The organism is Pseudorhodoferax sp. LjRoot39, assembly GCF_964253035.1.
Lineage (GTDB): Bacteria > Pseudomonadota > Gammaproteobacteria > Burkholderiales > Burkholderiaceae_C > Pseudorhodoferax.
In genome coordinates, this window is sequence record NZ_CAXUQL020000002.1 from 126,846 (window position 1) to 146,429 (window position 19,584).

General features: G+C 66.6%; 20 protein-coding genes. 13 read left to right on the top strand and 7 right to left on the bottom strand.

What is annotated here, in order from left to right; genetic code table 11:
- Positions 1-419: 419 nt before the first annotated feature.
- Complete coding sequence (locus ACSQ4M_RS35695; RefSeq protein WP_436190227.1) at positions 420-1,598, bottom strand: IS91 family transposase; 1,179 nt, start codon at positions 1,596-1,598, stop codon at positions 420-422.
- 9 nt (positions 1,599-1,607) lie between these two features.
- Positions 1,608-2,483, bottom strand: a complete 876-nt coding sequence (locus ACSQ4M_RS35700; RefSeq protein WP_436190226.1) for a tyrosine-type recombinase/integrase — start codon at positions 2,481-2,483, stop codon at positions 1,608-1,610.
- Between the two features lie 203 nt (positions 2,484-2,686).
- On the opposite strand from ACSQ4M_RS35700, the gene ACSQ4M_RS35705 reads away from it, so the two are divergent.
- From ACSQ4M_RS35705 to ACSQ4M_RS35725, 5 genes are all read left to right on the top strand, one after another.
- The gene (locus ACSQ4M_RS35705) at positions 2,687-3,601 is read left to right on the top strand and encodes a LysR family transcriptional regulator (protein WP_436194248.1); all 915 of its coding nucleotides are present in this window, start codon (positions 2,687-2,689) and stop codon (positions 3,599-3,601) included.
- A 134-nt stretch (positions 3,602-3,735) separates the two neighbouring features.
- The gene (locus ACSQ4M_RS35710) at positions 3,736-4,464 is read left to right on the top strand and encodes a DUF1028 domain-containing protein (protein ID WP_436194249.1); all 729 of its coding nucleotides are present in this window, start codon (positions 3,736-3,738) and stop codon (positions 4,462-4,464) included.
- The gene (locus tag ACSQ4M_RS35715; RefSeq protein ID WP_436194250.1) at positions 4,461-5,435 is read left to right on the top strand and encodes a Bug family tripartite tricarboxylate transporter substrate binding protein; all 975 of its coding nucleotides are present in this window, start codon (positions 4,461-4,463) and stop codon (positions 5,433-5,435) included. The genes ACSQ4M_RS35710 and ACSQ4M_RS35715 overlap by 4 nt, the downstream gene beginning before the upstream one ends.
- A gap of 299 nt (positions 5,436-5,734) precedes the next feature.
- Complete coding sequence (locus tag ACSQ4M_RS35720; RefSeq protein WP_436190226.1) at positions 5,735-6,610, top strand: tyrosine-type recombinase/integrase; 876 nt, start codon at positions 5,735-5,737, stop codon at positions 6,608-6,610.
- Between the two features lie 9 nt (positions 6,611-6,619).
- Positions 6,620-7,798 (top strand): IS91 family transposase, encoded by a 1,179-nt coding sequence (locus ACSQ4M_RS35725; RefSeq protein ID WP_436190227.1) that lies wholly within the window; start codon positions 6,620-6,622, stop codon positions 7,796-7,798.
- 390 nt (positions 7,799-8,188) lie between these two features.
- Here ACSQ4M_RS35725 and ligD read toward each other — a convergent pair whose 3' ends face one another.
- On the bottom strand, positions 8,189-11,590 hold the full coding sequence (gene ligD / locus ACSQ4M_RS35730; RefSeq protein ID WP_436194600.1) for a DNA ligase D: 3,402 nt from the start codon (positions 11,588-11,590) through the stop codon (positions 8,189-8,191).
- Between the two features lie 27 nt (positions 11,591-11,617).
- Positions 11,618-11,923 (bottom strand): hypothetical protein, encoded by a 306-nt coding sequence (locus ACSQ4M_RS35735; protein ID WP_436194251.1) that lies wholly within the window; start codon positions 11,921-11,923, stop codon positions 11,618-11,620.
- Positions 11,924-12,076: 153 nt separating this feature from the next.
- Between ACSQ4M_RS35735 and ACSQ4M_RS35740 the strand changes: the two genes are divergently transcribed.
- From ACSQ4M_RS35740 to ACSQ4M_RS35755, 4 genes are all read left to right on the top strand, one after another.
- A complete protein-coding gene (locus ACSQ4M_RS35740; RefSeq protein ID WP_436194252.1) occupies positions 12,077-12,991 on the top strand; it encodes a Ku protein in 915 nt (304 codons plus the stop codon).
- A gap of 109 nt (positions 12,992-13,100) precedes the next feature.
- Positions 13,101-13,277 (top strand): DUF3606 domain-containing protein, encoded by a 177-nt coding sequence (locus ACSQ4M_RS35745; protein ID WP_436194253.1) that lies wholly within the window; start codon positions 13,101-13,103, stop codon positions 13,275-13,277.
- A gap of 7 nt (positions 13,278-13,284) precedes the next feature.
- Entirely contained in the window at positions 13,285-13,500 is a 216-nt protein-coding gene (locus ACSQ4M_RS35750; protein WP_436194254.1) for a hypothetical protein, read from the top strand.
- A gap of 19 nt (positions 13,501-13,519) precedes the next feature.
- Complete coding sequence (locus ACSQ4M_RS35755) at positions 13,520-13,708, top strand: hypothetical protein (RefSeq protein WP_436194255.1); 189 nt, start codon at positions 13,520-13,522, stop codon at positions 13,706-13,708.
- A 23-nt stretch (positions 13,709-13,731) separates the two neighbouring features.
- On the opposite strand, the gene ACSQ4M_RS35760 is transcribed toward ACSQ4M_RS35755, so the two are convergent.
- Positions 13,732-14,535 (bottom strand): tetratricopeptide repeat protein, encoded by an 804-nt coding sequence (locus tag ACSQ4M_RS35760; RefSeq protein ID WP_436194256.1) that lies wholly within the window; start codon positions 14,533-14,535, stop codon positions 13,732-13,734.
- 47 nt (positions 14,536-14,582) lie between these two features.
- Complete coding sequence (locus ACSQ4M_RS35765) at positions 14,583-15,512, bottom strand: Ku protein (RefSeq protein ID WP_436194257.1); 930 nt, start codon at positions 15,510-15,512, stop codon at positions 14,583-14,585.
- 620 nt (positions 15,513-16,132) lie between these two features.
- Between ACSQ4M_RS35765 and ACSQ4M_RS35770 the strand changes: the two genes are divergently transcribed.
- The 4 genes from ACSQ4M_RS35770 (at position 16,133) to ACSQ4M_RS35785 (ending at position 18,457) form a co-directional block, all read left to right on the top strand.
- A complete protein-coding gene (locus ACSQ4M_RS35770) occupies positions 16,133-16,309 on the top strand; it encodes a hypothetical protein (RefSeq protein WP_436194258.1) in 177 nt (58 codons plus the stop codon).
- Positions 16,310-16,651, top strand: a complete 342-nt coding sequence (locus tag ACSQ4M_RS35775; RefSeq protein ID WP_436194259.1) for a hypothetical protein — start codon at positions 16,310-16,312, stop codon at positions 16,649-16,651.
- Between the two features lie 67 nt (positions 16,652-16,718).
- On the top strand, positions 16,719-17,873 hold the full coding sequence (locus ACSQ4M_RS35780) for a hypothetical protein (protein ID WP_436194260.1): 1,155 nt from the start codon (positions 16,719-16,721) through the stop codon (positions 17,871-17,873).
- Positions 17,870-18,457 (top strand): hypothetical protein, encoded by a 588-nt coding sequence (locus ACSQ4M_RS35785; protein ID WP_436194261.1) that lies wholly within the window; start codon positions 17,870-17,872, stop codon positions 18,455-18,457. The genes ACSQ4M_RS35780 and ACSQ4M_RS35785 overlap by 4 nt, the downstream gene beginning before the upstream one ends.
- 150 nt (positions 18,458-18,607) lie before the next feature.
- Here ACSQ4M_RS35785 and ACSQ4M_RS35790 read toward each other — a convergent pair whose 3' ends face one another.
- On the bottom strand, positions 18,608-19,555 hold the full coding sequence (locus tag ACSQ4M_RS35790; protein WP_436194262.1) for a succinylglutamate desuccinylase: 948 nt from the start codon (positions 19,553-19,555) through the stop codon (positions 18,608-18,610).
- Positions 19,556-19,584: the final 29 nt, after the last annotated feature.

Here is a 19,584-nt window from a genome sequence, read left to right on the forward strand (position 1 = left end):
ACTGCCGCGGCTGCACAAACTGATTCTGGCGAGGCCAGCGTCGGAAAATCCGATGTCGGCATTTGTTTAGGGTTGTGAGATACCTGCCCGGCAAGCCGCAGGTCGTGGATGAGCCACGACCTGAGGGCAGGTGTCGCACAAGCCTCGAGGGAGGAAACCGCGGATTGCGTCGCTGCGGCAGTTTGCCGCGGCAGGCTATGGGGATTTGAGCAACGCGATGCTGGTCCTGGCGGCCAGGCTGTGGGTCCGCGCATGCCGGATGGCGCCGCCCATGACGGCGCCGCCTGATCGGATGGACCAGCAGCAGCCGGCCAACTGTGGTCCACGATGGTGACGCAGCTGCCACGCGCACGATTGCCCAGCCGGTGCAGGCCACTGGCCGATCAGCGCGTGTTGCGATCCGTGCGTGCCGTCGCTGGTCATGGCGGCGGTGCGCGGATGGCCATGCCGCGCATGAAGACCAGCAAGATGCTCATTGCCTGCCCGCAGTGCCGGCAGATGAAGGTGGCAGCTGGCGGGGCCGACGCAGCAGCGTCACTGTCCGCCGCGAGGGGCGCTGGCGGAGCCTGGAGCAGCTCGCGCGCCAACGCCAGGCTGGCCGTGCGGCAGCCGTTGGCCAGCAACCCGTAGTGACGGATGCGGTGCAGGCCTGCAGGCAGTACGTGTAGCAAGAAGCGGCGCATGAACTCCGCCGGATCCAGCGTCATGGCCTTGTGGCGCGTGCGGCCCTTGGCGCGGTAGTCCTTCCAGCGGAACGTCACGCCGCGCTCGTCCATCGCCAGCAGCCGGCTGTTGGAGATCGCCACCCGGTGGGTGTAGCGCGACAGATAGGCCAGCACGGACTGCGGCCCGGCGAAGGGACGCTTAGCGTAGACCACCCACTCGACCCGGCGCAGCGGTGCCAGCCAGCGCTTGAAGGCCGGTGCGCCGGCAAGGGTGGCCTGCTCGCCGAAGAACTGCAGCTTGCCGCCCGCGTGCAGCCGCCACAGCTCTTCAAGGAAGCGCCTTCGGAACAGGCGCGACAGCACCCGCACCGGCAGGAAGAAGCCAGGCCGGCACGCCACCCAGGTCTTGCCATCGGGGGCCAGCCCACCGCCGGGCACGATGCCGTGCACGTGCGGATGGTGCGTCAGCGCAGAGCCCCAGGTGTGCAGCACCAGTGTCGCCCCGATCCTGGCGCCCAGGTGCTTCGGATCGGCGGCGATGGTCAGCAGCACCTCGGCGGCCAGGTCGAACAGCAGCCCATAGAGCACCGCCTTGTTCTGGTACGCGATGTCCGCCACGGGCGCCGGCAGCGTGAACACCACGTGGTAATACTCCACCGGCAGCAGATCGGCCTGGCGCGCATCGAGCCAGCGCTGTGCCGCCGCGCTCTGGCACTTGGGGCAGTGCCGGTTGCGGCAGGAGTTGTAGGAGACCTGGTCGGTACCGCAGCCTTCGCAGCGCAGCACGTGGCCACCCAGCGCCGCGCTGCGGCACTGTGCGATGGCCGACATGACCTTGAGCTGGCCCAGGCTCAGGTGGCCGCGCTGGGCGGCACGCCAGGCCGGGCCATGCTGGTGGAAGACATCGGCCACCTCCAGGGCTGGCCGTCCCATGGCTGCACCTCAGGACGGCGGCAGCGGCTCCAGCGGGCCGATCACCTCGCGCAGCAGATCGGTGGCCACGTGGGTGTAGATCGCCGTCGTCTCCAGCCGCTTGTGGCCCAGCAGCACCTGGATCACGCGAATGTCCACCTTGCGCTCCAGCAGGTGCGTTGCGAACCCGTGGCGCAGCGTGTGTGTGGAGACGCGCTTGTCGATACCGGCCGCTTCAGCGGCCGCATGAATGGCGCGGTTGAGCTGGCGCGGCGTCAGTGGGTCGGTCGGGTCCATGCCCGGGAACAGCCAGCCACCGGGCCGCATGCGGCCCTGCGCATTGGCGACGCGCCACCAGGTGCGCAGACGCTGCAGCAACACCGGGCTGAGCATCGCGTAGCGGTCCTTGCGGCCCTTGCCTTGCTCCACCCTCAACGTCATGCGCTCGCCATCCACGTCGGTGACCTTCAGGTGGACGACCTCGCTGGCGCGCAGGCCCGCGCCATAGGCAACCGACAGCGCGGCCTGGTGCTTGACGTTGGTGGCCGCGGCGATCAGGCGCGTGGTCTCCTGCACGCTGAGCACCACGGGCACCTTGTGCGGCAGCTTGACCGGATGCATGCGGGCCATCAGGTCCACGCGCTGCAGCGTGACGTCGAAGAAGAAACGCAGGCCGGTCTGCGTGGCGTTCAGCGTCATGGGCGAAGTGCCCGAGTCCACCAGGTGCAGTTGGAAGTTGCGCAGGTCTTCCACGCTGGCCGTGTCCGGCGAGCGGTGCAGGTAAGCGGCCAGCTTGCGCACGGCCCGGATGTAGGCCACCTGCGTGCGTGGATCCAGCTTGCGGATGCGCATGTCTTCGAGCATGCGCTGGCGCAGCGGCGTGACCGCCGGAATGATCGTGTCCATGGTTGCAGCTCCGTCGATGAGCGAGGCGGGATTGCCTCGACATCGACGGTGGCAGCAACGCGGGAATCAAGCGGCCACGCGTCGCGCGGAGCGCCTACCGCGCGAGCGGTTTAGTCCGTTGACCTGTTGCAGGCACCAAGCTTGCATGCGAGCCTCGCTCCGACGGCAACTTCTCTCCCCAGCATCACCTCCTGGACCACGACATGGTGCGTTTCGACATCTCCGACCTGCGAATCTTCGTCAACGTGGTGCAGGCCGGCAGCATCGCGCTGGGTGCAGAGCGGTCGCACCGCGCCGCGGCGTCCATCAGCGCACGCATCAAGGAGATGGAGATCGAGATGGGCACGCCCTTGCTGACCCGTGCGCGCACGGGCGTGGTACCCACCGAGGCCGGCCGCAAGCTGCTGGAGCACGGCTTTCGCCTGCTGAACGAAGTTCAACGCATGAACGACGATATGGCGGAGTACGGCAACCGCGCCAAGAGCTTCATCAAGCTCTACTGCAACACGGTCTCGCTGTACGAATTCCTGCACCAGCCGATCAGCATCTACCTGCGCCGCAATCCCAGCACCACCCTGACCATCGAGGAGGTGGTCAATCACCAGATTCCGCAGGCGGTCGTCGATGGAAGTGCAGACATCGGCGTGGTGGCAGAGCCCGTGGACACCAAAGGGCTGGAGACGATCCCGTTCGCGCTGGACCGCTACGTGGTGATTTCCAGCCGGGAACTCCCACCGCTCGTCGGCCGGCGCTTCGTCGATTTCCTGGACTTCGAGTTCGTCGGCCCCGGCCGCGGCAGCTGGATGCACACCATGCTGCAGCAGCATGCGGCCGACGAAGGCAAGCCGCTGCGCTACAGCGTGCAGCTGCGGAGTTTCTCGATGACCTGCGAGCTGGTGGCCGATGGGGTCGGCATCGGCATCGTCCCGGCATCGGCCGCCGAGCGCATGCAGCAGCGCGTTCCCTTGCGCATCACCGAGTTGGAGGACTCGTGGGCCAAGCTCCCGCTGAAGCTCTGCGTGCGCAGCCGCGACGAACTGTCCAGGCAGTCACGGGCGCTGCTCGACTTCCTGGCCAACCAGGAACATCTGGAGCGACCGAAGCTGCGGTCCGCGTGAGCTGACGCCCCCGCCCCTCCCGGCTCCAGGCCCTTGGTGGCCAGCGGATTTTCCGAGGGGTCGCTCCAGATTTCCTGCTTTTCGCAGCGCAACGGGGCCGGAAGAATCGGGTGCATCAACCCACTTCCCTCGACATGACCTACTCCGTGATCGGCCGCTGCCCCGAGACCCATGAGATCGGCATCGCCATAGCAACCTACTCCTTGGCATGCGGCTCCTTTGCCCAGGGCGCCCATGGCGGCTTCGGCGTTGCCATGACGCAGGCCAACGTGCGCAAAGGAAACGCCCACCTGGCGAACAAGTTGCTCGCGCTCGGCTACTCCAGCCATGGCGTTGTGCAGGCGCTGGTGCAGGATGACCCACACGAAAGCCTTCGCCAGATCGCCGTCATGACCAGAGATGGGCGCGTGGCGGCCCACACAGGAAGCGCCGTTGCCGGATGGGCCGGCCACAAGGTCGGCACCGACCACGTGGTGTTTGGCAACGTCCTCGTCGGCGAACACGTGCTGGACGCGATGGCCGCCGGCTTCTGTGCCGACCCAGGGCGGCCGCTGGTCGAGCGGTTGATCCAGTCGCTGGAGCACGGCCGCGATGCCGGGGGCCAAGGCAGCGGCACCTCCCACATGGCCGAGCGCTCGGCATGCGTGGTCGTGACCGGGCCTCAGAAGCCGCAGGCCCTGTGGGACCTGCGCGTTGACCTGCACGGCACGGCGGTGGAGGAGCTGCGGCGCGTCTACGAGGCCTTCGCCCATTACCAGCGCTACTACGAAGACCGGGATGAAGACCCCAGCCGCTGCCGTTCACAGGCGGCCTGGGAAAAGGACAACCTGACCGAAACGCAACTCGCGGAGTTCCTGAAATGAAGATGACGACATCGATGCTGTCTCTGTGTGCCGCAGCAGGCATCGCCGCCACGACGCTCGTGCCGACCCTGGCCGCTGCCCAGGACTGGCCCAAGGCGCCGGTGCGCATCATCCTGCCGTTCACCCCTGGCGGCGGTGACCAGGTGTTCCGGATCATCGCGCCGCTGCTGCAGGAGAAGTGGAAGCAGCCTGTCGTCATCGAGTACAAGCCCGGCGCCAGCAACATCATTGCCACCGACTACATCGTCAAGTCCAAGCCGGACGGCTACACGATCGGCGTCACCGGGGCGACGGTCGCCAACAACCCCTTGTTCTACAAGACCATCCCCTACACCTACGATGACTTCAGTGGCATCACGCGTGTGGTGAACCTGGAGATGGCCTTGGTCGCCCGCAACGACGCGCCGTTCAACTCGATTCCCGAACTGGTGGCCTATGCGAAGGCAAATCCGGGCCAACTCAATTGGGGCACAGGCGGCCTCGGCGCGACCTACGCGGGGTTCCGGCAGTTCATGTACGCGTCGGGCATCGACATGGTCCACGTGAACTTCCCGGGTTGGTCGCAAGCCCTGTCGGAACTCATGGGCGGGCGCCTGGACCTGGTCATCAACCCGCATGACTCGAGCGTGCAATTCGTCAAGGCCAACCGCATGAAGATGATTGCGTCGTTCGGCCCGAAGCGGATCGCCGGCTTCGAGAAGGTGCCCGCGGTGAACGAGGCGTATCCCGGCGTGGACATCACGCCCTATCTCGCTTTCATCGCGCCGAAGGGAACTCCCGGGCCTGTGCTCCAGAAGATTCACCTGGACACGGCCCAGGTCCTGAACGAACCGGCCGTCAAGCGGCAGCTGGCCGACCTCGGCCTCAATGTCGCCACCACGACGCCCGAAGAGACAGACCGCGCCTTCCGAAGCGAGACCGTCGAGTGGGCGAGGATCGCGCGTCAGATCAAGCTGCCTCCGCCGCAGTGACTGTCCTTCGGCCAAGCGGGGTCATCCGTCGGCCGGTTCTGTTCGGCGCTCGCAATCCACAGGCAGCGCGCGCCAATTTTGCACGTGTGGCGAGTAAGAACTCGAAGGCACAACTCAAGCGTCCGCTTCTGTGTGAACCAGTCGTCGACACCAACCTCGCTCAATGGCGCCTTGTGGCCGACGGACTAAACCGCTCGCGCGGTAGGCGCTCCGCGCGACGCGTGGCCGCTTGATTCCCGCGTTGCTGCCACCGTCGATGTCGAGGCAATCCCGCCTCGCTCATCGACGGAGCTGCAACCATGGACACGATCATTCCGGCGGTCACGCCGCTGCGCCAGCGCATGCTCGAAGACATGCGCATCCGCAAGCTGGATCCACGCACGCAGGTGGCCTACATCCGGGCCGTGCGCAAGCTGGCCGCTTACCTGCACCGCTCGCCGGACACGGCCAGCGTGGAAGACCTGCGCAACTTCCAACTGCACCTGGTGGACTCGGGCACTTCGCCCATGACGCTGAACGCCACGCAGACCGGCCTGCGTTTCTTCTTCGACGTCACGCTGCAGCGCGTGGACCTGATGGCCCGCATGCATCCGGTCAAGCTGCCGCACAAGGTGCCCGTGGTGCTCAGCGTGCAGGAGACCACGCGCCTGATCGCCGCGGCCACCAACGTCAAGCACCAGGCCGCGCTGTCGGTTGCCTATGGCGCGGGCCTGCGCGCCAGCGAGGTCGTCCACCTGAAGGTCACCGACGTGGATGGCGAGCGCATGACGTTGAGGGTGGAGCAAGGCAAGGGCCGCAAGGACCGCTACGCGATGCTCAGCCCGGTGTTGCTGCAGCGTCTGCGCACCTGGTGGCGCGTCGCCAATGCGCAGGGCCGCATGCGGCCCGGTGGCTGGCTGTTCCCGGGCATGGACCCGACCGACCCACTGACGCCGCGCCAGCTCAACCGCGCCATTCATGCGGCCGCTGAAGCGGCCGGTATCGACAAGCGCGTCTCCACACACACGCTGCGCCACGGGTTCGCAACGCACCTGCTGGAGCGCAAGGTGGACATTCGCGTGATCCAGGTGCTGCTGGGCCACAAGCGGCTGGAGACGACGGCGATCTACACCCACGTGGCCACCGATCTGCTGCGCGAGGTGATCGGCCCGCTGGAGCCGCTGCCGCCGTCCTGAGGTGCAGCCATGGGACGGCCAGCCCTGGAGGTGGCCGATGTCTTCCACCAGCATGGCCCGGCCTGGCGTGCCGCCCAGCGCGGCCACCTGAGCCTGGGCCAGCTCAAGGTCATGTCGGCCATCGCACAGTGCCGCAGCGCGGCGCTGGGTGGCCACGTGCTGCGCTGCGAAGGCTGCGGTACCGACCAGGTCTCCTACAACTCCTGCCGCAACCGGCACTGCCCCAAGTGCCAGAGCGCGGCGGCACAGCGCTGGCTCGATGCGCGCCAGGCCGATCTGCTGCCGGTGGAGTATTACCACGTGGTGTTCACGCTGCCGGCGCCCGTGGCGGACATCGCGTACCAGAACAAGGCGGTGCTCTATGGGCTGCTGTTCGACCTGGCCGCCGAGGTGCTGCTGACCATCGCCGCCGATCCGAAGCACCTGGGCGCCAGGATCGGGGCGACACTGGTGCTGCACACCTGGGGCTCTGCGCTGACGCACCATCCGCACGTGCACGGCATCGTGCCCGGCGGTGGGCTGGCCCCCGATGGCAAGACCTGGGTGGCGTGCCGGCCTGGCTTCTTCCTGCCGGTGCGGGTGCTGTCGCGCCTGTTCCGAAGGCGCTTCCTTGAAGAGCTGTGGCGGCTGCACGCGGGCGGCAAGCTGCAGTTCTTCGGCGAGCAGGCCACCCTTGCCGGCGCACCGGCCTTCAAGCGCTGGCTGGCACCGCTGCGCCGGGTCGAGTGGGTGGTCTACGCTAAGCGTCCCTTCGCCGGGCCGCAGTCCGTGCTGGCCTATCTGTCGCGCTACACCCACCGGGTGGCGATCTCCAACAGCCGGCTGCTGGCGATGGACGAGCGCGGCGTGACGTTCCGCTGGAAGGACTACCGCGCCAAGGGCCGCACGCGCCACAAGGCCATGACGCTGGATCCGGCGGAGTTCATGCGCCGCTTCTTGCTACACGTACTGCCTGCAGGCCTGCACCGCATCCGTCACTACGGGTTGCTGGCCAACGGCTGCCGCACGGCCAGCCTGGCGTTGGCGCGCGAGCTGCTCCAGGCTCCGCCAGCGCCCCTCGCGGCGGACAGTGACGCTGCTGCGTCGGCCCCGCCAGCTGCCACCTTCATCTGCCGGCACTGCGGGCAGGCAATGAGCATCTTGCTGGTCTTCATGCGCGGCATGGCCATCCGCGCACCGCCGCCATGACCAGCGACGGCACGCACGGATCGCAACACGCGCTGATCGGCCAGTGGCCTGCACCGGCTGGGCAATCGTGCGCGTGGCAGCTGCGTCACCATCGTGGACCACAGTTGGCCGGCTGCTGCTGGTCCATCCGATCAGGCGGCGCCGTCATGGGCGGCGCCATCCGGCATGCGCGGACCCACAGCCTGGCCGCCAGGACCAGCATCGCGTTGCTCAAATCCCCATAGCCTGCCGCGGCAAACTGCCGCAGCGACGCAATCCGCGGTTTCCTCCCTCGAGGCTTGTGCGACACCTGCCCTCAGGTCGTGGCTCATCCACGACCTGCGGCTTGCCGGGCAGGTATCTCACAACCCTAAACAGGAGCGGGTAATGAGAATGCCTGCACCCCTTGCCTCATCTACTCGCAGCTCCGCCCAGAATCCTCTGTGCCCGCGTGAGCGTCTGCCGGTGCTTCCAGTACGCCGCCCAAGGATCGTCTTTCTGAAAACTCAGGTAGTCGCGCGCCGTGGCGATGGTCCATTGCGCTCCACTCCTGAGCTCGGCCAGCTGCTCCCACGCCACGGGCATCGACACACCCAGGCCAGCGCGCGAGCGCGCGGAGAACGCGGCCGCGGTCGTTGCACCGTGGCCATTGCGCAGGTAGTCCACGAAGAGCTTGCCGACGCGGTTGCGCGGGCCGCTCTTGGCGACGAACCGCGAGGGAATCGTCCGTGCGAGGTGCTTCACCACGGCCTGCGAGAAATCCTTGACCTCGTCGTAGCCCAACCGAGGTGCCAGCGGCACCACCACATGCAGTCCCTTGCCACCGGACGTCTTGAGCCAGCATTGCAGCTCCAGCTGTTCCAGAAATGCGCGCAGGAGGATGGCTGCTTCCTGCACGTGCTGCCACGGCGTGCCTTCGCCAGGGTCTAGGTCGAACACGATGCGGTCGGGCTTGTCGATGGACCGCGCCACGGAGTTCCAGGTGTGGAACTCGATCACGTTCATTTGGGCGCACGCCACCAGGGCCTTTGCGGAAGAGACTTCGAGCAGCTCCGCGTGGCCGGGCCACAGGCGCGCGGGCAAGTTGCGCACATGCGGAATCGATAACTTGTCATCATGCTTCTGGAAGAACAGCTCGCCGGTGACGCCATTCGGCCCGCGCACCAGCGACACCGGCCGGCCCTTCAGGTGTGGCAGCATCCAGTCGGCCACGCTTTCGTAGTAGCGCAACAGGTCGACCTTGCGCAAGCCGGTCGAGGGGTCGATGACGCGCTCGGGGTTGGTGACCTTGATCGCGGTGCTGGCCGGCTTCGCCTGGGCCGGGGCAACGCCGCCCAGCGCCTTCGCGCGTTCGCGCACGATGAGCGCCGCGGGCTTGTCTGTGCGAACGGCCCGGAAGACCGCATGGCGGACCTTCCCGTCGGGCGTCCATTCCCCAAACGCCACCTCGACCACGACGCTGGGTTGGACCCATCGTTCGCTGCCAGCCGCCCGCCGTGACCATCGGCCCGGCTTGGCGTCTTCCGGGGCCACGGCTGGCTTGCCGACCCGCAGCTTGCCGAGCAACGAATTTAGTTCGCGCGCCGTCGTCGAACTCCATCCCGTGCCGACGGAGCCTGCAAAGCGCAACGCCGTCCCCTCGTGGTACCCCAGAAGTAAGCTTCCCACTTCGCCGGCAGCACCGGCGCGGTCGGTGTACCCGACCACGACGAACTCCTGCCGGTGCTGGCACTTGAGCTTGAGCCAGCTCTCCGTTCGGCCTGGCGTGTACTTCGCGTCCGCGCGCTTAACCATGACCCCTTCCATGCCCATCTGGCAAGCGGCCTCCAGCAGTTGGCCTGGCAGGACCTCGAAGGACTGGCTGAATCGGACGATCTCCTCGTCGCGCTCCTCGAAGAGCTGCCGCAGCGCGGCGCGACGGCTGGCCAGCGGCACTTCGCGCAGGTCCATGCCGTCCAGGTAGGGCAGGTCGAAGACGAACATCTCGACATCCTGCGTGCGGCCGTTGTCGATGGCGTTCTGCAGGCGGTTGAAGTCGGGTAGGCCGGCATCGTTGAGCACCACGATCTCGCCGTCCAGCCAGGCGGTGTCCAGACCCAGCGCGGCGATGGCCTGGGCAATGGGCTCGAGCTTGTCGCTCCAGTCGTGGCCATTGCGGGTGAAGAGGCGAACGCTTGCGCGGTCCACTCGGGCAAGCAGGCGGTAGCCGTCGAACTTCGACTCGACGATCCAGTTGCCCTGCGGGACCGACGACACCAGCGTCGCAAGCTGGGGCTGCAGCTTGGCGGGCAACGGCGCACGCCGGGCCAGCTGCATGTCCGCGGAACTCGGTGCCTTCAGCGCCGGTACGCGCACGCGCTTCGGCTCACGCTCTTCGACCAGGCCGAGCGGCTTGGCGTTGACGCTGTCGGGCAGCGCCTTGATGACGTCGTACTCCGTACTGGGCCGGGCCCATGCATCGCCGCGCTTCTTCAGGAGCAGCCACTGGTCCTGTTTCTTCGCGCCCGGCTTGGAGATGCGCACGAGCTCCCACAGACCGGCCAGCTTTTGCCCATGGAGATGGAAGATGAGCTTGCCCTTGACCAGGCCCTCGCGCGCGGCGCCAACCGGCTCCCAGGTGCCCTGGTCCCAGACGATGACTTTGCCGCCACCGTACTCGCCTTTGGGAATGCTGCCTTCGAAGCGGTTGTAGTCGATGGGATGGTCCTCGACATGGATCGCCATCTGCTTGACGGCGGGATCGTACGAGGGCCCCTTGGGCACGGCCCACGACACCATGACGCCGTCCAGCTCCAGGCGCAGGTCGTAGTGCAGGCGGGAGGCCCAGTGCTTCTGGATGATGAAAGCCAGACCTTGCCCGCTGGCCTCTGTGCGTGTCTGGGCCTTGCCGGCAGGCTCGGCCGTCTTGGAGAAGTCGCGCTTGGCGTTGTATCGCGCGAGTGGGGCATTGCCGTCGGGAAGTGGAGCGGACACCTTGCTGGTCTTCGTGCTGGAGCGGACGGGTCGGATGGGCTTCAACGCCGTGCGGGACGCCCGCTTGGCCTTTGCCGGCGTCAGCTCTGCCCAGACCGGAGCGTGGTCGCTGGCATCTTCGCGGCCGCGCTCTTCCCGGTCCACGCCCGCGCGTTGGACCTTCAGTGCGGCGCTCACCAGGATGTGGTCGATCCGCAGCCCAGCGTTGCGCTCCCAGCGCTTGCGCCGGTAGTCCCAGAACGTGAACTGCTTGCCACCTGGATGGGTGGTCTCCAAGGCGTCGATCCATCCCTGCGTCAGCACCGCGGCGAATTGCTCGCGCGGTTCCGGCTGCAGCAATGCGTTGTCGCGCCAGGTGTCCGGCTTGTAGATGTCGGCATCCGTGGGCACCACGTTCCAGTCACCCATCAGCACGACCGGCTGGCCGGAATCCCACAGCGCCTGCGCGCGTAGACGCAGGCGCTCGAACCACGCCAGTTTGACATCGAACTTGGGACCTGGGCAAGGGTTGCCGTTGGGCAGGTACAGGCTGGCGAAGAGGACGCCGTTGATGGCCGCCTCCACGTAGCGGGCCTCCTTGTCCTTCGGATCACCGGGCAGGGAGGTCACGACGGGCAATGGCTCGTGGCCACGCGCGAGCAAGGCTACGCCATTCCAGGCACGCTGGCCGACCACGAGGCTCTGGTAGCCAGCGGCCGCCAGCGCCTTCGCCGGGAAGTCCGCACCTGGCGCCTTCAGCTCCTGCAGCGCGACCACATCGGGCTGGGCACGCTCCAGCCAGTCCAGCAGCACGTCCAGACGCTTGCGCACGTTGTTGATGTTCCAGGTCGCGACGCGCATGGTCTGCAGCAAGCCTCGAGTTGCGGGCTAACGCGCGGGCCCGAATCCGAAGTACGCGCCCTTCGCCGGCGTGGTGCTCGCCGGCCGAGGCGCGGCAGAGGCAGAAGGCGTGTCCGCCTTCTCCTGCCGCGCTCTCGGTCCCAGGTCCAGATCCTGCACCAAGTCCTGCAGTGCCAGCAGCCCCTCGGCCATGGCAAGCTTGTAGCTGCGCACGGGAGACTGCGCCCTGCTCAGCGGCTGCCAGTCTTCACCGGCGCGTTCGGTCAGTACCCAGGTGAACTTCCCGCTGTGAGGCTCTTCAACATGTACGGCGATTTGGCGCAGGGCTGGCATCGGCGTAGGGTATCGCCGCCATCCCGGCTGCGGTGCATGTCGGCTTGCTGCCTGACGGCGGTTGCCTGCGGCGACCTACGTCGCCAAGGTCGGCGCGGCCCACACTGCCTGCTTCCGGGGATCCCCGCCCCGCAGCTCACAGGGAGGCCGCACATGGCAACAGGATCGCGCACGCTCTGGAAGGGTGCCATCACCTTCGGTCTGGTCCACATTCCGGTCGGCCTGCACACGGCATCGACGGAGCAGGGCGTCGACTTCGACTGGCTGGACAAGCGCTCGATGGACCCCGTGGGCTACAAGCGCATCAACAAGCGCACGGGCAAGGAAATCACCAAGGAGAACATCGTCAAGGGCGTGCAGTACGAGGACGGCAAGTACGTCATCGTCAGCCCGGATGAGATCGAGGCGGTGTTTCCGAAGACCACTCAGACCATCGAGATCGAGCGCTTCATTGACGCAGGCGCGATGCCCTTCATCTTCCTGGAGCGTCCGTACTATGTGGCGCCGATCAACAAAAGCGAGAAGGTCTACGCCTTGTTGCGCGAGGCCTTGGTCGACACTGGCAAGATCGCGCTGGCCAAGGTCGTCATCGCCACCAAGCAGCACCTCGCGGCGCTGGTGCCTTCGGGGCCCGCGCTCGTGCTGAACCTGCTGCGCTGGGGCGACGAGGTCAAGACCCTGGATGCATTGGACCTGCCTGCGGCAGGCCGCAAGAACATCAGCGCAGCCGAGATGAAGATGGCCAAGCAGCTGGTCGCCGAGATGTCGGGCGATTGGGACCCTGATGACTTCAAGGACGAGTTCCGGCACCAGGTCATGAAGCTGGTCGACAAGAAGGTCAAGGCGGGCAAGACCGAGACCGTGATCCAGCCAGAGGAGGAAGCGCCGGAGGCCGCGAACGTGGTAGATCTGACAGCCCTGCTGCAGCGCAGCCTCAAGGGCGGACGCAAGCCTGCAGGCAAGGCACCGTCGGCGAGCGCGGCAGCCAAGAAACCTCCCGCGAAGAAGGCAAGCGCGGGCAAGAAGACCACCGCCAAGAAGTCCGCGCCGGCGAAGAAGGCTGCCTGAGCAGGCCGTCCAGGTGGGCCGGCTTCCGGCCGCAGCTTGCCGCGTCGTCCTACGCCGTGGCCGCCGGAACAGGCCACGATGGACCGATCCACAGTTCAAGGAGGCAATCATGGCAGACGACAAGGGCCAGACCGCAGCGGATCGCCAGCGCATCAGCATCGCAGAAGACTACGAGCGGCGCGACTGGGCCAAGAGCCTGGGCACGACGGAGGACAAGCTGAGGGAGGCCGTGCAAGCCGTCGGCAACTCCGCCGACAAGGTGCGTGAGTATCTGCGGAGCCACTAAGACGGCCATGACCGAAAGAACCACCTTCGTCATTCCGGCGGACCGCTTTGCGGCGCTCGTCGCTGCCATCACCCTGTCCGCGCTTCCCGCGGCCGCCCAGGACAAAGGCTCGGCGCCGCAACCCACGGTGGGCGAGACCCAGGCCCCGCGCGAGGACGGCACAACGCGAACGCGCACGCCGCGCGACAACGACCCTGGCAGCATCCTTGGAACCGCCGAGTAGTCACGAAGGGAGACCTGCCATGCTCGACAACTCCACCCTGCTGCGGATGCAGCAGCAGCAACAGCAGCAACCGAACATCCCGCAGCCCAGTCCGGCGCTGTCGCCGCAGCCGAGCCATATCGACCGGCCGCAGAATCCGCTCCCGGGCAATCCTCCGGTGATGCCGCAGTCGACACCTTCAGAGACCGACGCGCTGCCCGGTATTTGAATTCTTGAGAGCAGCCGCGCTGATCAGCGCCCCAGCCCGCGCTCGATGCGCCGGTACGCGCTCCAGTGCCTCAGGGCCCCTTGCACGTCCCCTTCGCGCTGCAGCAGCCTGGCCAGGTTGAAATGGGCATCCCCGAACTGCGGGTCGTGTTGCAGAGCTGACCTGTAGCTGGACACGGCAGCCTGCCGCTGGTCCGTGTCTTCCAGAGCGATGGCGTGGTTGAAATGCAGATACGCATCAGCAACGCCGTTGGCAAGGGCTTGCTCGAAAACGACCACAGCCTCTGCGCAGACGCCGTCCTCGCACAGCATTGCACCGAGCGCGACGTACGCGGGCAGCAGCGTGCTGTCCAGTGCGATGGCCTGGCGGTACGCATCCATTGCCGCTTTACGGTCCTCGGCTCCCAAGGCATCGCCGCGCGCGAGGTGCTCCTGAGCAGCTTGGGCAGCGGGCCGCGAGGCCTCGCGAGCGGGTCCATTCACGACCGCCAAGCTACCGTCGTCGGCCGTCACCATCTCGAAGTCCATCACGAGCTGCCCGGTCGCTGCGTCCCGCGGCAGGCCCGCCTCGCGCACCACCACGTCCGGTCCCTCGGCGGTGAGGCGCAAGCCGGTCAAAGGCAGTGTCGGCGGGAGCGCGTCGCGTAAGTTCGCCAGCGCCTGCAGGATGGTGCGAGGAGGAATGCGGGCCCGGCGCAGGTCGTACGCCGTGCGCAGCAGCACCAAGTCCTGGAAAGAGAACCGCATCTCGTTGCGCGGCCCACGCGCTGGACGGACGAACTCCTGTGCGATGAGCCCGGCCACGGTGTGGCGGGACAGGCCCAGCATGTCCTGGACCCGACGCAGGGTCCACACGCCTGGCGCATGAGCAGATGTCACTTGCGTGCCCGGCTGGGTGAGGCGGCAGGCGGCGCTGCGACAGGTGCTGCGGCCTTGACCGGTCGCTTCACGGCCTTTCGCTCCTTGGCATCGGACAAGGCGGTGACCTTCGACGTCGACGCTCCGGCATCCTTGCCGCTTGGCTTGCGCTTGCCAAGGCTGGCCTGCAGGGCCGCCATGAGGTCGACAACCTGGCCGCCCGCCACGGCATCCTCCGGGTGCGCCGACGCGACGATCTGCTTGCCGGCGATCTTCTTGTCGATGGCCGCCAGCACGCGCTGCTTCTCTTCGTCTTCGAACTGGGTCGGGTCGTAGCTGTCTTCGGCAATCTGGTCGATGAGCTGCAGGGCCAGCTGCAGCTCACTGGGGCTGACATCAGCTCTCTCGATGCCGAGCGCGCTCGGCATGCGCACTTCATCGGCGTAGCGCAGTTGCTGCAGCACTAGGCCGTCCTCCGAAGGCCTGATCTGCACCACGTACTGCTTCGCCTTCCACGCCCACTTGGCCAGAGCGCAGCGGCCGCTCTTGCGCATGGCCGCCATCAGCAGCTGGTACGGCTTGCCGCCGCGCTTGTCGGGCGCGAGAAGGTAGGCTTTGTCGTAATACAGCGGGTCCACGCTCTTCTCGGGGATGAACGCCACGATGTCGACGACGTGGCTGCTGGCTTCCTCAAGCGCCTTCAGCTCGTCCTGGCTGAACAGCACAAAGTGGTCCTTCTCGACCTCATAGCCCTTGATCATCTCCGCGCGGGCCACGACCTTCTGGGTTTTCTCCGAGACGTACTGCTGCTTCAGGCGCGAGCCGTCCTTGGCAAGCATGTTGAAGCGCACGTCCGAGCCAGACTCCGTCGCCGAGTACAGGCGTACGGGGATGTTGACCAAGCCGAAACTGAGCGTGAGCGAGGCGATGGAACGCGCGGTGGCCATGCGGGTCTCCCGAAGCGAGACTACAGCCTACGGCAATGACGCTGTCCTCGGGAATGGCTCGCCGGCTGAGAGTTCGTGGGAATGCGCCTACGTACAGAGCGACGCAGACTCCCGGCGGGGCGCGTCGGCTGACATCTTGACCGATGGAACGCTGACGAGAGCAGAGCGAGGTCTGCGCCCATAGTCGCTCTTTCAACCAGAAGGAGAAGCCATGAGCCGAGCCAAATGGTCGCCGTCGGCACAGGATGCCGCACACCACAACACCGCCGCTGACGCCGAGGGGCCGAACGCAGACGTCAGCCCGGGCGCACACCAAGGCGCGCGCAGCGAGGCATCGTTGCCCGGCACTTCCCCCCGAGATCCCAACCCACCCGCGGACATCGCGCCAGACGGCCCCAGCACGGCGTACGAATACGCCCGAGGCGACCGCGGCGCGGCCGCGACCGAGCACGAAAGGCAAGTCAGGGAATCCGAAGCCGGCCCGTCACGCGACGATACGGCTCGCGGTCGTTAGGCCGTCGTGCTGGACCAGCGCAGGCGCCGCACCGGCTTGGCGTGCAGACGCGAGGCCCGTTTTGTTTGTTGAACCCATGAACAACCCTTGGGCCAAGAAGAACCCCATGCTCAGCATCTGGCTGAGCGCGGCGAACACCGCAGCCGCAAGCGCCAGATCCAGAACCACTGCGGCAACCAAGCGGCAGGTCGCCAGCGTGCAGACCACCGCTGTTCAAAGCATGCTGGATTTCTGGACCGGGAGCACGGTCAAGCCAAAGCCTAAGCGGCGCTCGCGCCGCTGAATGGACCGCAGCATGGTGTCTGCGGCGAAGCAGCAGCCCCTGCGAACGTCTGACGGCCGCTACCTGGTTGTGCGCGGCCGACTTTGGCGTGCCGCCAATCCAGCGTTGCCTGTCGAGCACCGGTTGCAGCTTGTCCATGAACTCATGGACGCCCGGCGCTCTGTTCGCGATGCCCCGGATGATGCCGCGCGGTCTGCGGCGCGGTCCCGGGTCGATGACGCGAAGCGCGCGCTGGGGGAGCGTGGGCCGGTGTGGTGGTTGGACGGAGCACCGGACTACAACCGCCGGCTTGCAAAAAGCACACCCTACGCCAACTGGTATGCCGAGGCCTGCGCTGCGTAAGTGGGGGCCCTTGGCCTTGGTAGGGCAGCGGTTCTAGGGCACTATCCCAGTTCGGGAAAGGGACCACATGGGACGCACAGGTGACCGTTTCGGCAATCGTCGCCATCCATTGTTCGCGCATGCGAAGGAACTCGTGGTCCGGGCCGTCACCGCCGCGGCGGGCAGCGACAACGGCCAGCTCGCCGCACTGCTGGATGCGAAGATGGACACCCTGCAGGCCGAACAGTTTGAAGAGGTCATGGGCCTTGCCTACCTGGAACTTCGGCAGCGCAAAGGTGCGAACGCGGCCATCGAGTACCTGGTGTCGACGACACGGGACGTAAGCGAGTCCTTCGTTCGGGAATCGGATGGTTCGACCATCAGCCTGTTCGGGCTCGTCCTGCAGTTGCCCGCAGCGTCGAGTGCAGCATCGTTGGTACTGTCGCCTGTCGAGGTCGATGCGGCCGTCTCTGCCATGGTCCAACACCGGCTTTTGGCCTCATCGGGCGGGGTTGTGTTGGTGCCGCAGCTGCTCTCCGCCCATCAGGCCAACGCATTGCTCGCGGGCGAGGTGTATGCGCTGACGCGGGCGCTGGCTTGCAACGACGTGGCCGACGTCATCCAGGTGTTCGAGCGCGGCACGCCAGCGACTGCGGCGTCGGGCTCGGAAGGGCACTTCTCGACCCGAGATCAGGTGGTTGTACTTGTCGGCGTCGTCGGCACCGAGGACAGTACCCCCTATCCACTGCCTGCCGAACTGGCCTCGCGCCTCCCGACGACCGACATGCCGGAGCTGCAGCCGGTCGGCTACTCGTTCGCACCCCCCCACGTGCTTGAGGGCCTGCATCGCAAGCTCGCGGCCGTCTGCACTGACCTGTCGCCGGCGCTCGGTCGGGGCGCGCTTCAGGCACTACAGCCGGCCGGCGCGTTCGCGCAAGCCAGCATGCACGCGATGAACCTCGCACGCACGCAAGCCACGCAGGCTCTTCTCGCGAGACTTTCTGAAGAGCACGGCCATGGGCAGGCGGCCAACCTCGCTGTTGGGCGGCCTGTCCCTTCTGGCTCCGACGCCTTCGCGGTCCCGGTGCATCGCCAGGTCGATGGCAAGCAGGTCGGCGTGATTCACTGGCAGCAGGCGCGTTACGAGCCACCGCGCGACGCGCTGCTCCAGCTGCTGACCTTCCTTCAGGAAGTCGGCCTGCTTGTGGATCGAGACCCGCAGCAGGCCGGTCCGCTGCATTGAACGAACGGCAGCTCTGCGCGAACGGGCCTACCACGATGTGCTACTCCGCTCAAATCAAGGCCGACTACAGCCGCTTCGTGCGCGAGTACGGCGCGGTCCTCAGCATCAAGGACTTCGTCGACCTGTTCTGGCGTCGGCTGGCTGACCCGAGCATCGTCGTGCCGCGTGCTGTCGAGTCGGCGTTCACGTCGCCCGAGACCGAGGAGACGCAGGAGATCCGCAGCATGATCGCGCAGCACGCTGCGGCGCACATCGAAGACCTTCGCCTCAAACAAGCCGCGCAGCGCGAGCGGCTGGCCGCAGCCGAGGCAAAGCTGGCCAAGAAGACGACCAAGACTGCCACCGAAGATCGGCGCATCGCGCTCAACAAGATTGCCGCATTCGAGGAGCGGATCGAACACTTCCAGCGCGCCGAGCTCGATGCGCTGGACTCGCGCATCTTCCCCGGGAGCTACGTGCCGGTGATGGTGTGGGAGAACGGCCAGCGCGTGTTCAAGCCCATGCGGTACCGCTGCAGACCATGGAACATGCCCGAGAGCTTCGACACCGAATATCCAGGTTGCTACATCGCTTTTGGAGCGTAGATAACAGTTAGGAGCGGGATTTCCTTACGAAATCAACGCTGTCGACGTACTAACGTTTTTCGCTGTTTCGGTCGAGTCTCCGACCACAGCAAAGGGGCCAAGCCCGGCCAACCTTTGATGGGTCGAAAGTCCCGTTATACCGGGCGGGTGTCAGAGCCTGCTGCTCGTCCTGGCCAGGTAGAACCACTCTGTTCCAAGCGCGGCGTCGGGATTGGGGAACACGATGCACCCGTCGAACGGTGAAACGACCTTCTCGCCGTTGGCGCGCTCGGCGATGACCTGGCCCCGCATCACGGGCTCGAAGCTCGTCCACGGTTGAACGAAGCGGTCGCCAGCATCCTGCCGGTCGATGACCTCGCACAGTTGCAGGCACTCCATGTCCGCGACGGGCAGCGGCTGGTCATCATCGGTCAGCCCCAGGTGCGCCAAGGCGTTGCGGATGGCCCGGTAGGCGACGTGCTCGGCGCTCGGGTCGTCGTGGAAGCCGCATTCCAGCGTCACCCCCCAGCCGCCCACTGAGCGCATGTACTCGGTGGTCCCGATGCCATAGAACGCGTCATCAATGCCAGGCACGCCGGTTGTTTCCTGGCCGCGCCGCCGCGCGACGCCGCCCGCATAGGTAGACAGCCATCCGTCCACGACGCGATGCACGCCCAGGCGCGCGGCCAGGCGTTCTTCCTCGGCCGCGAAGCGGAACGGCTCTATCGCCCCGTCGTTGTTGGGAGGGCCGATGAACACGAACGGCTTGCCACTGCCTCGGAACGAGTGCAGATCGAGCAGCACATCGTGCCGGGCCAGCAGCGGGCACAGCCAGTTGGCAATGTAGTCCTCGTTGTCCGCCGGCGCCGTGGTCGGCCGAAGGCCACGGTTCAGATTCCTGTCGCCGGAACGGGTGCCGCGCGCGTGCGCGAGGGAGTTCGTGATGGGGACCAGCGTCAAACAGCCAGCCGACAGCGCCACAGCACCCCGGTCCAGCTCGCCCATCAGCTTGTGGATGGCCGCAGTGCCGCAGACTTCGTTGCCATGCACTGCGCCGAGAACGAGCAGGCGAACGCCGTCCTTGCGGGATGCGTATTCGACAGACTTGAAATTCACCATGGGGCACGGGCTTGTTGTCATTGGTCTGA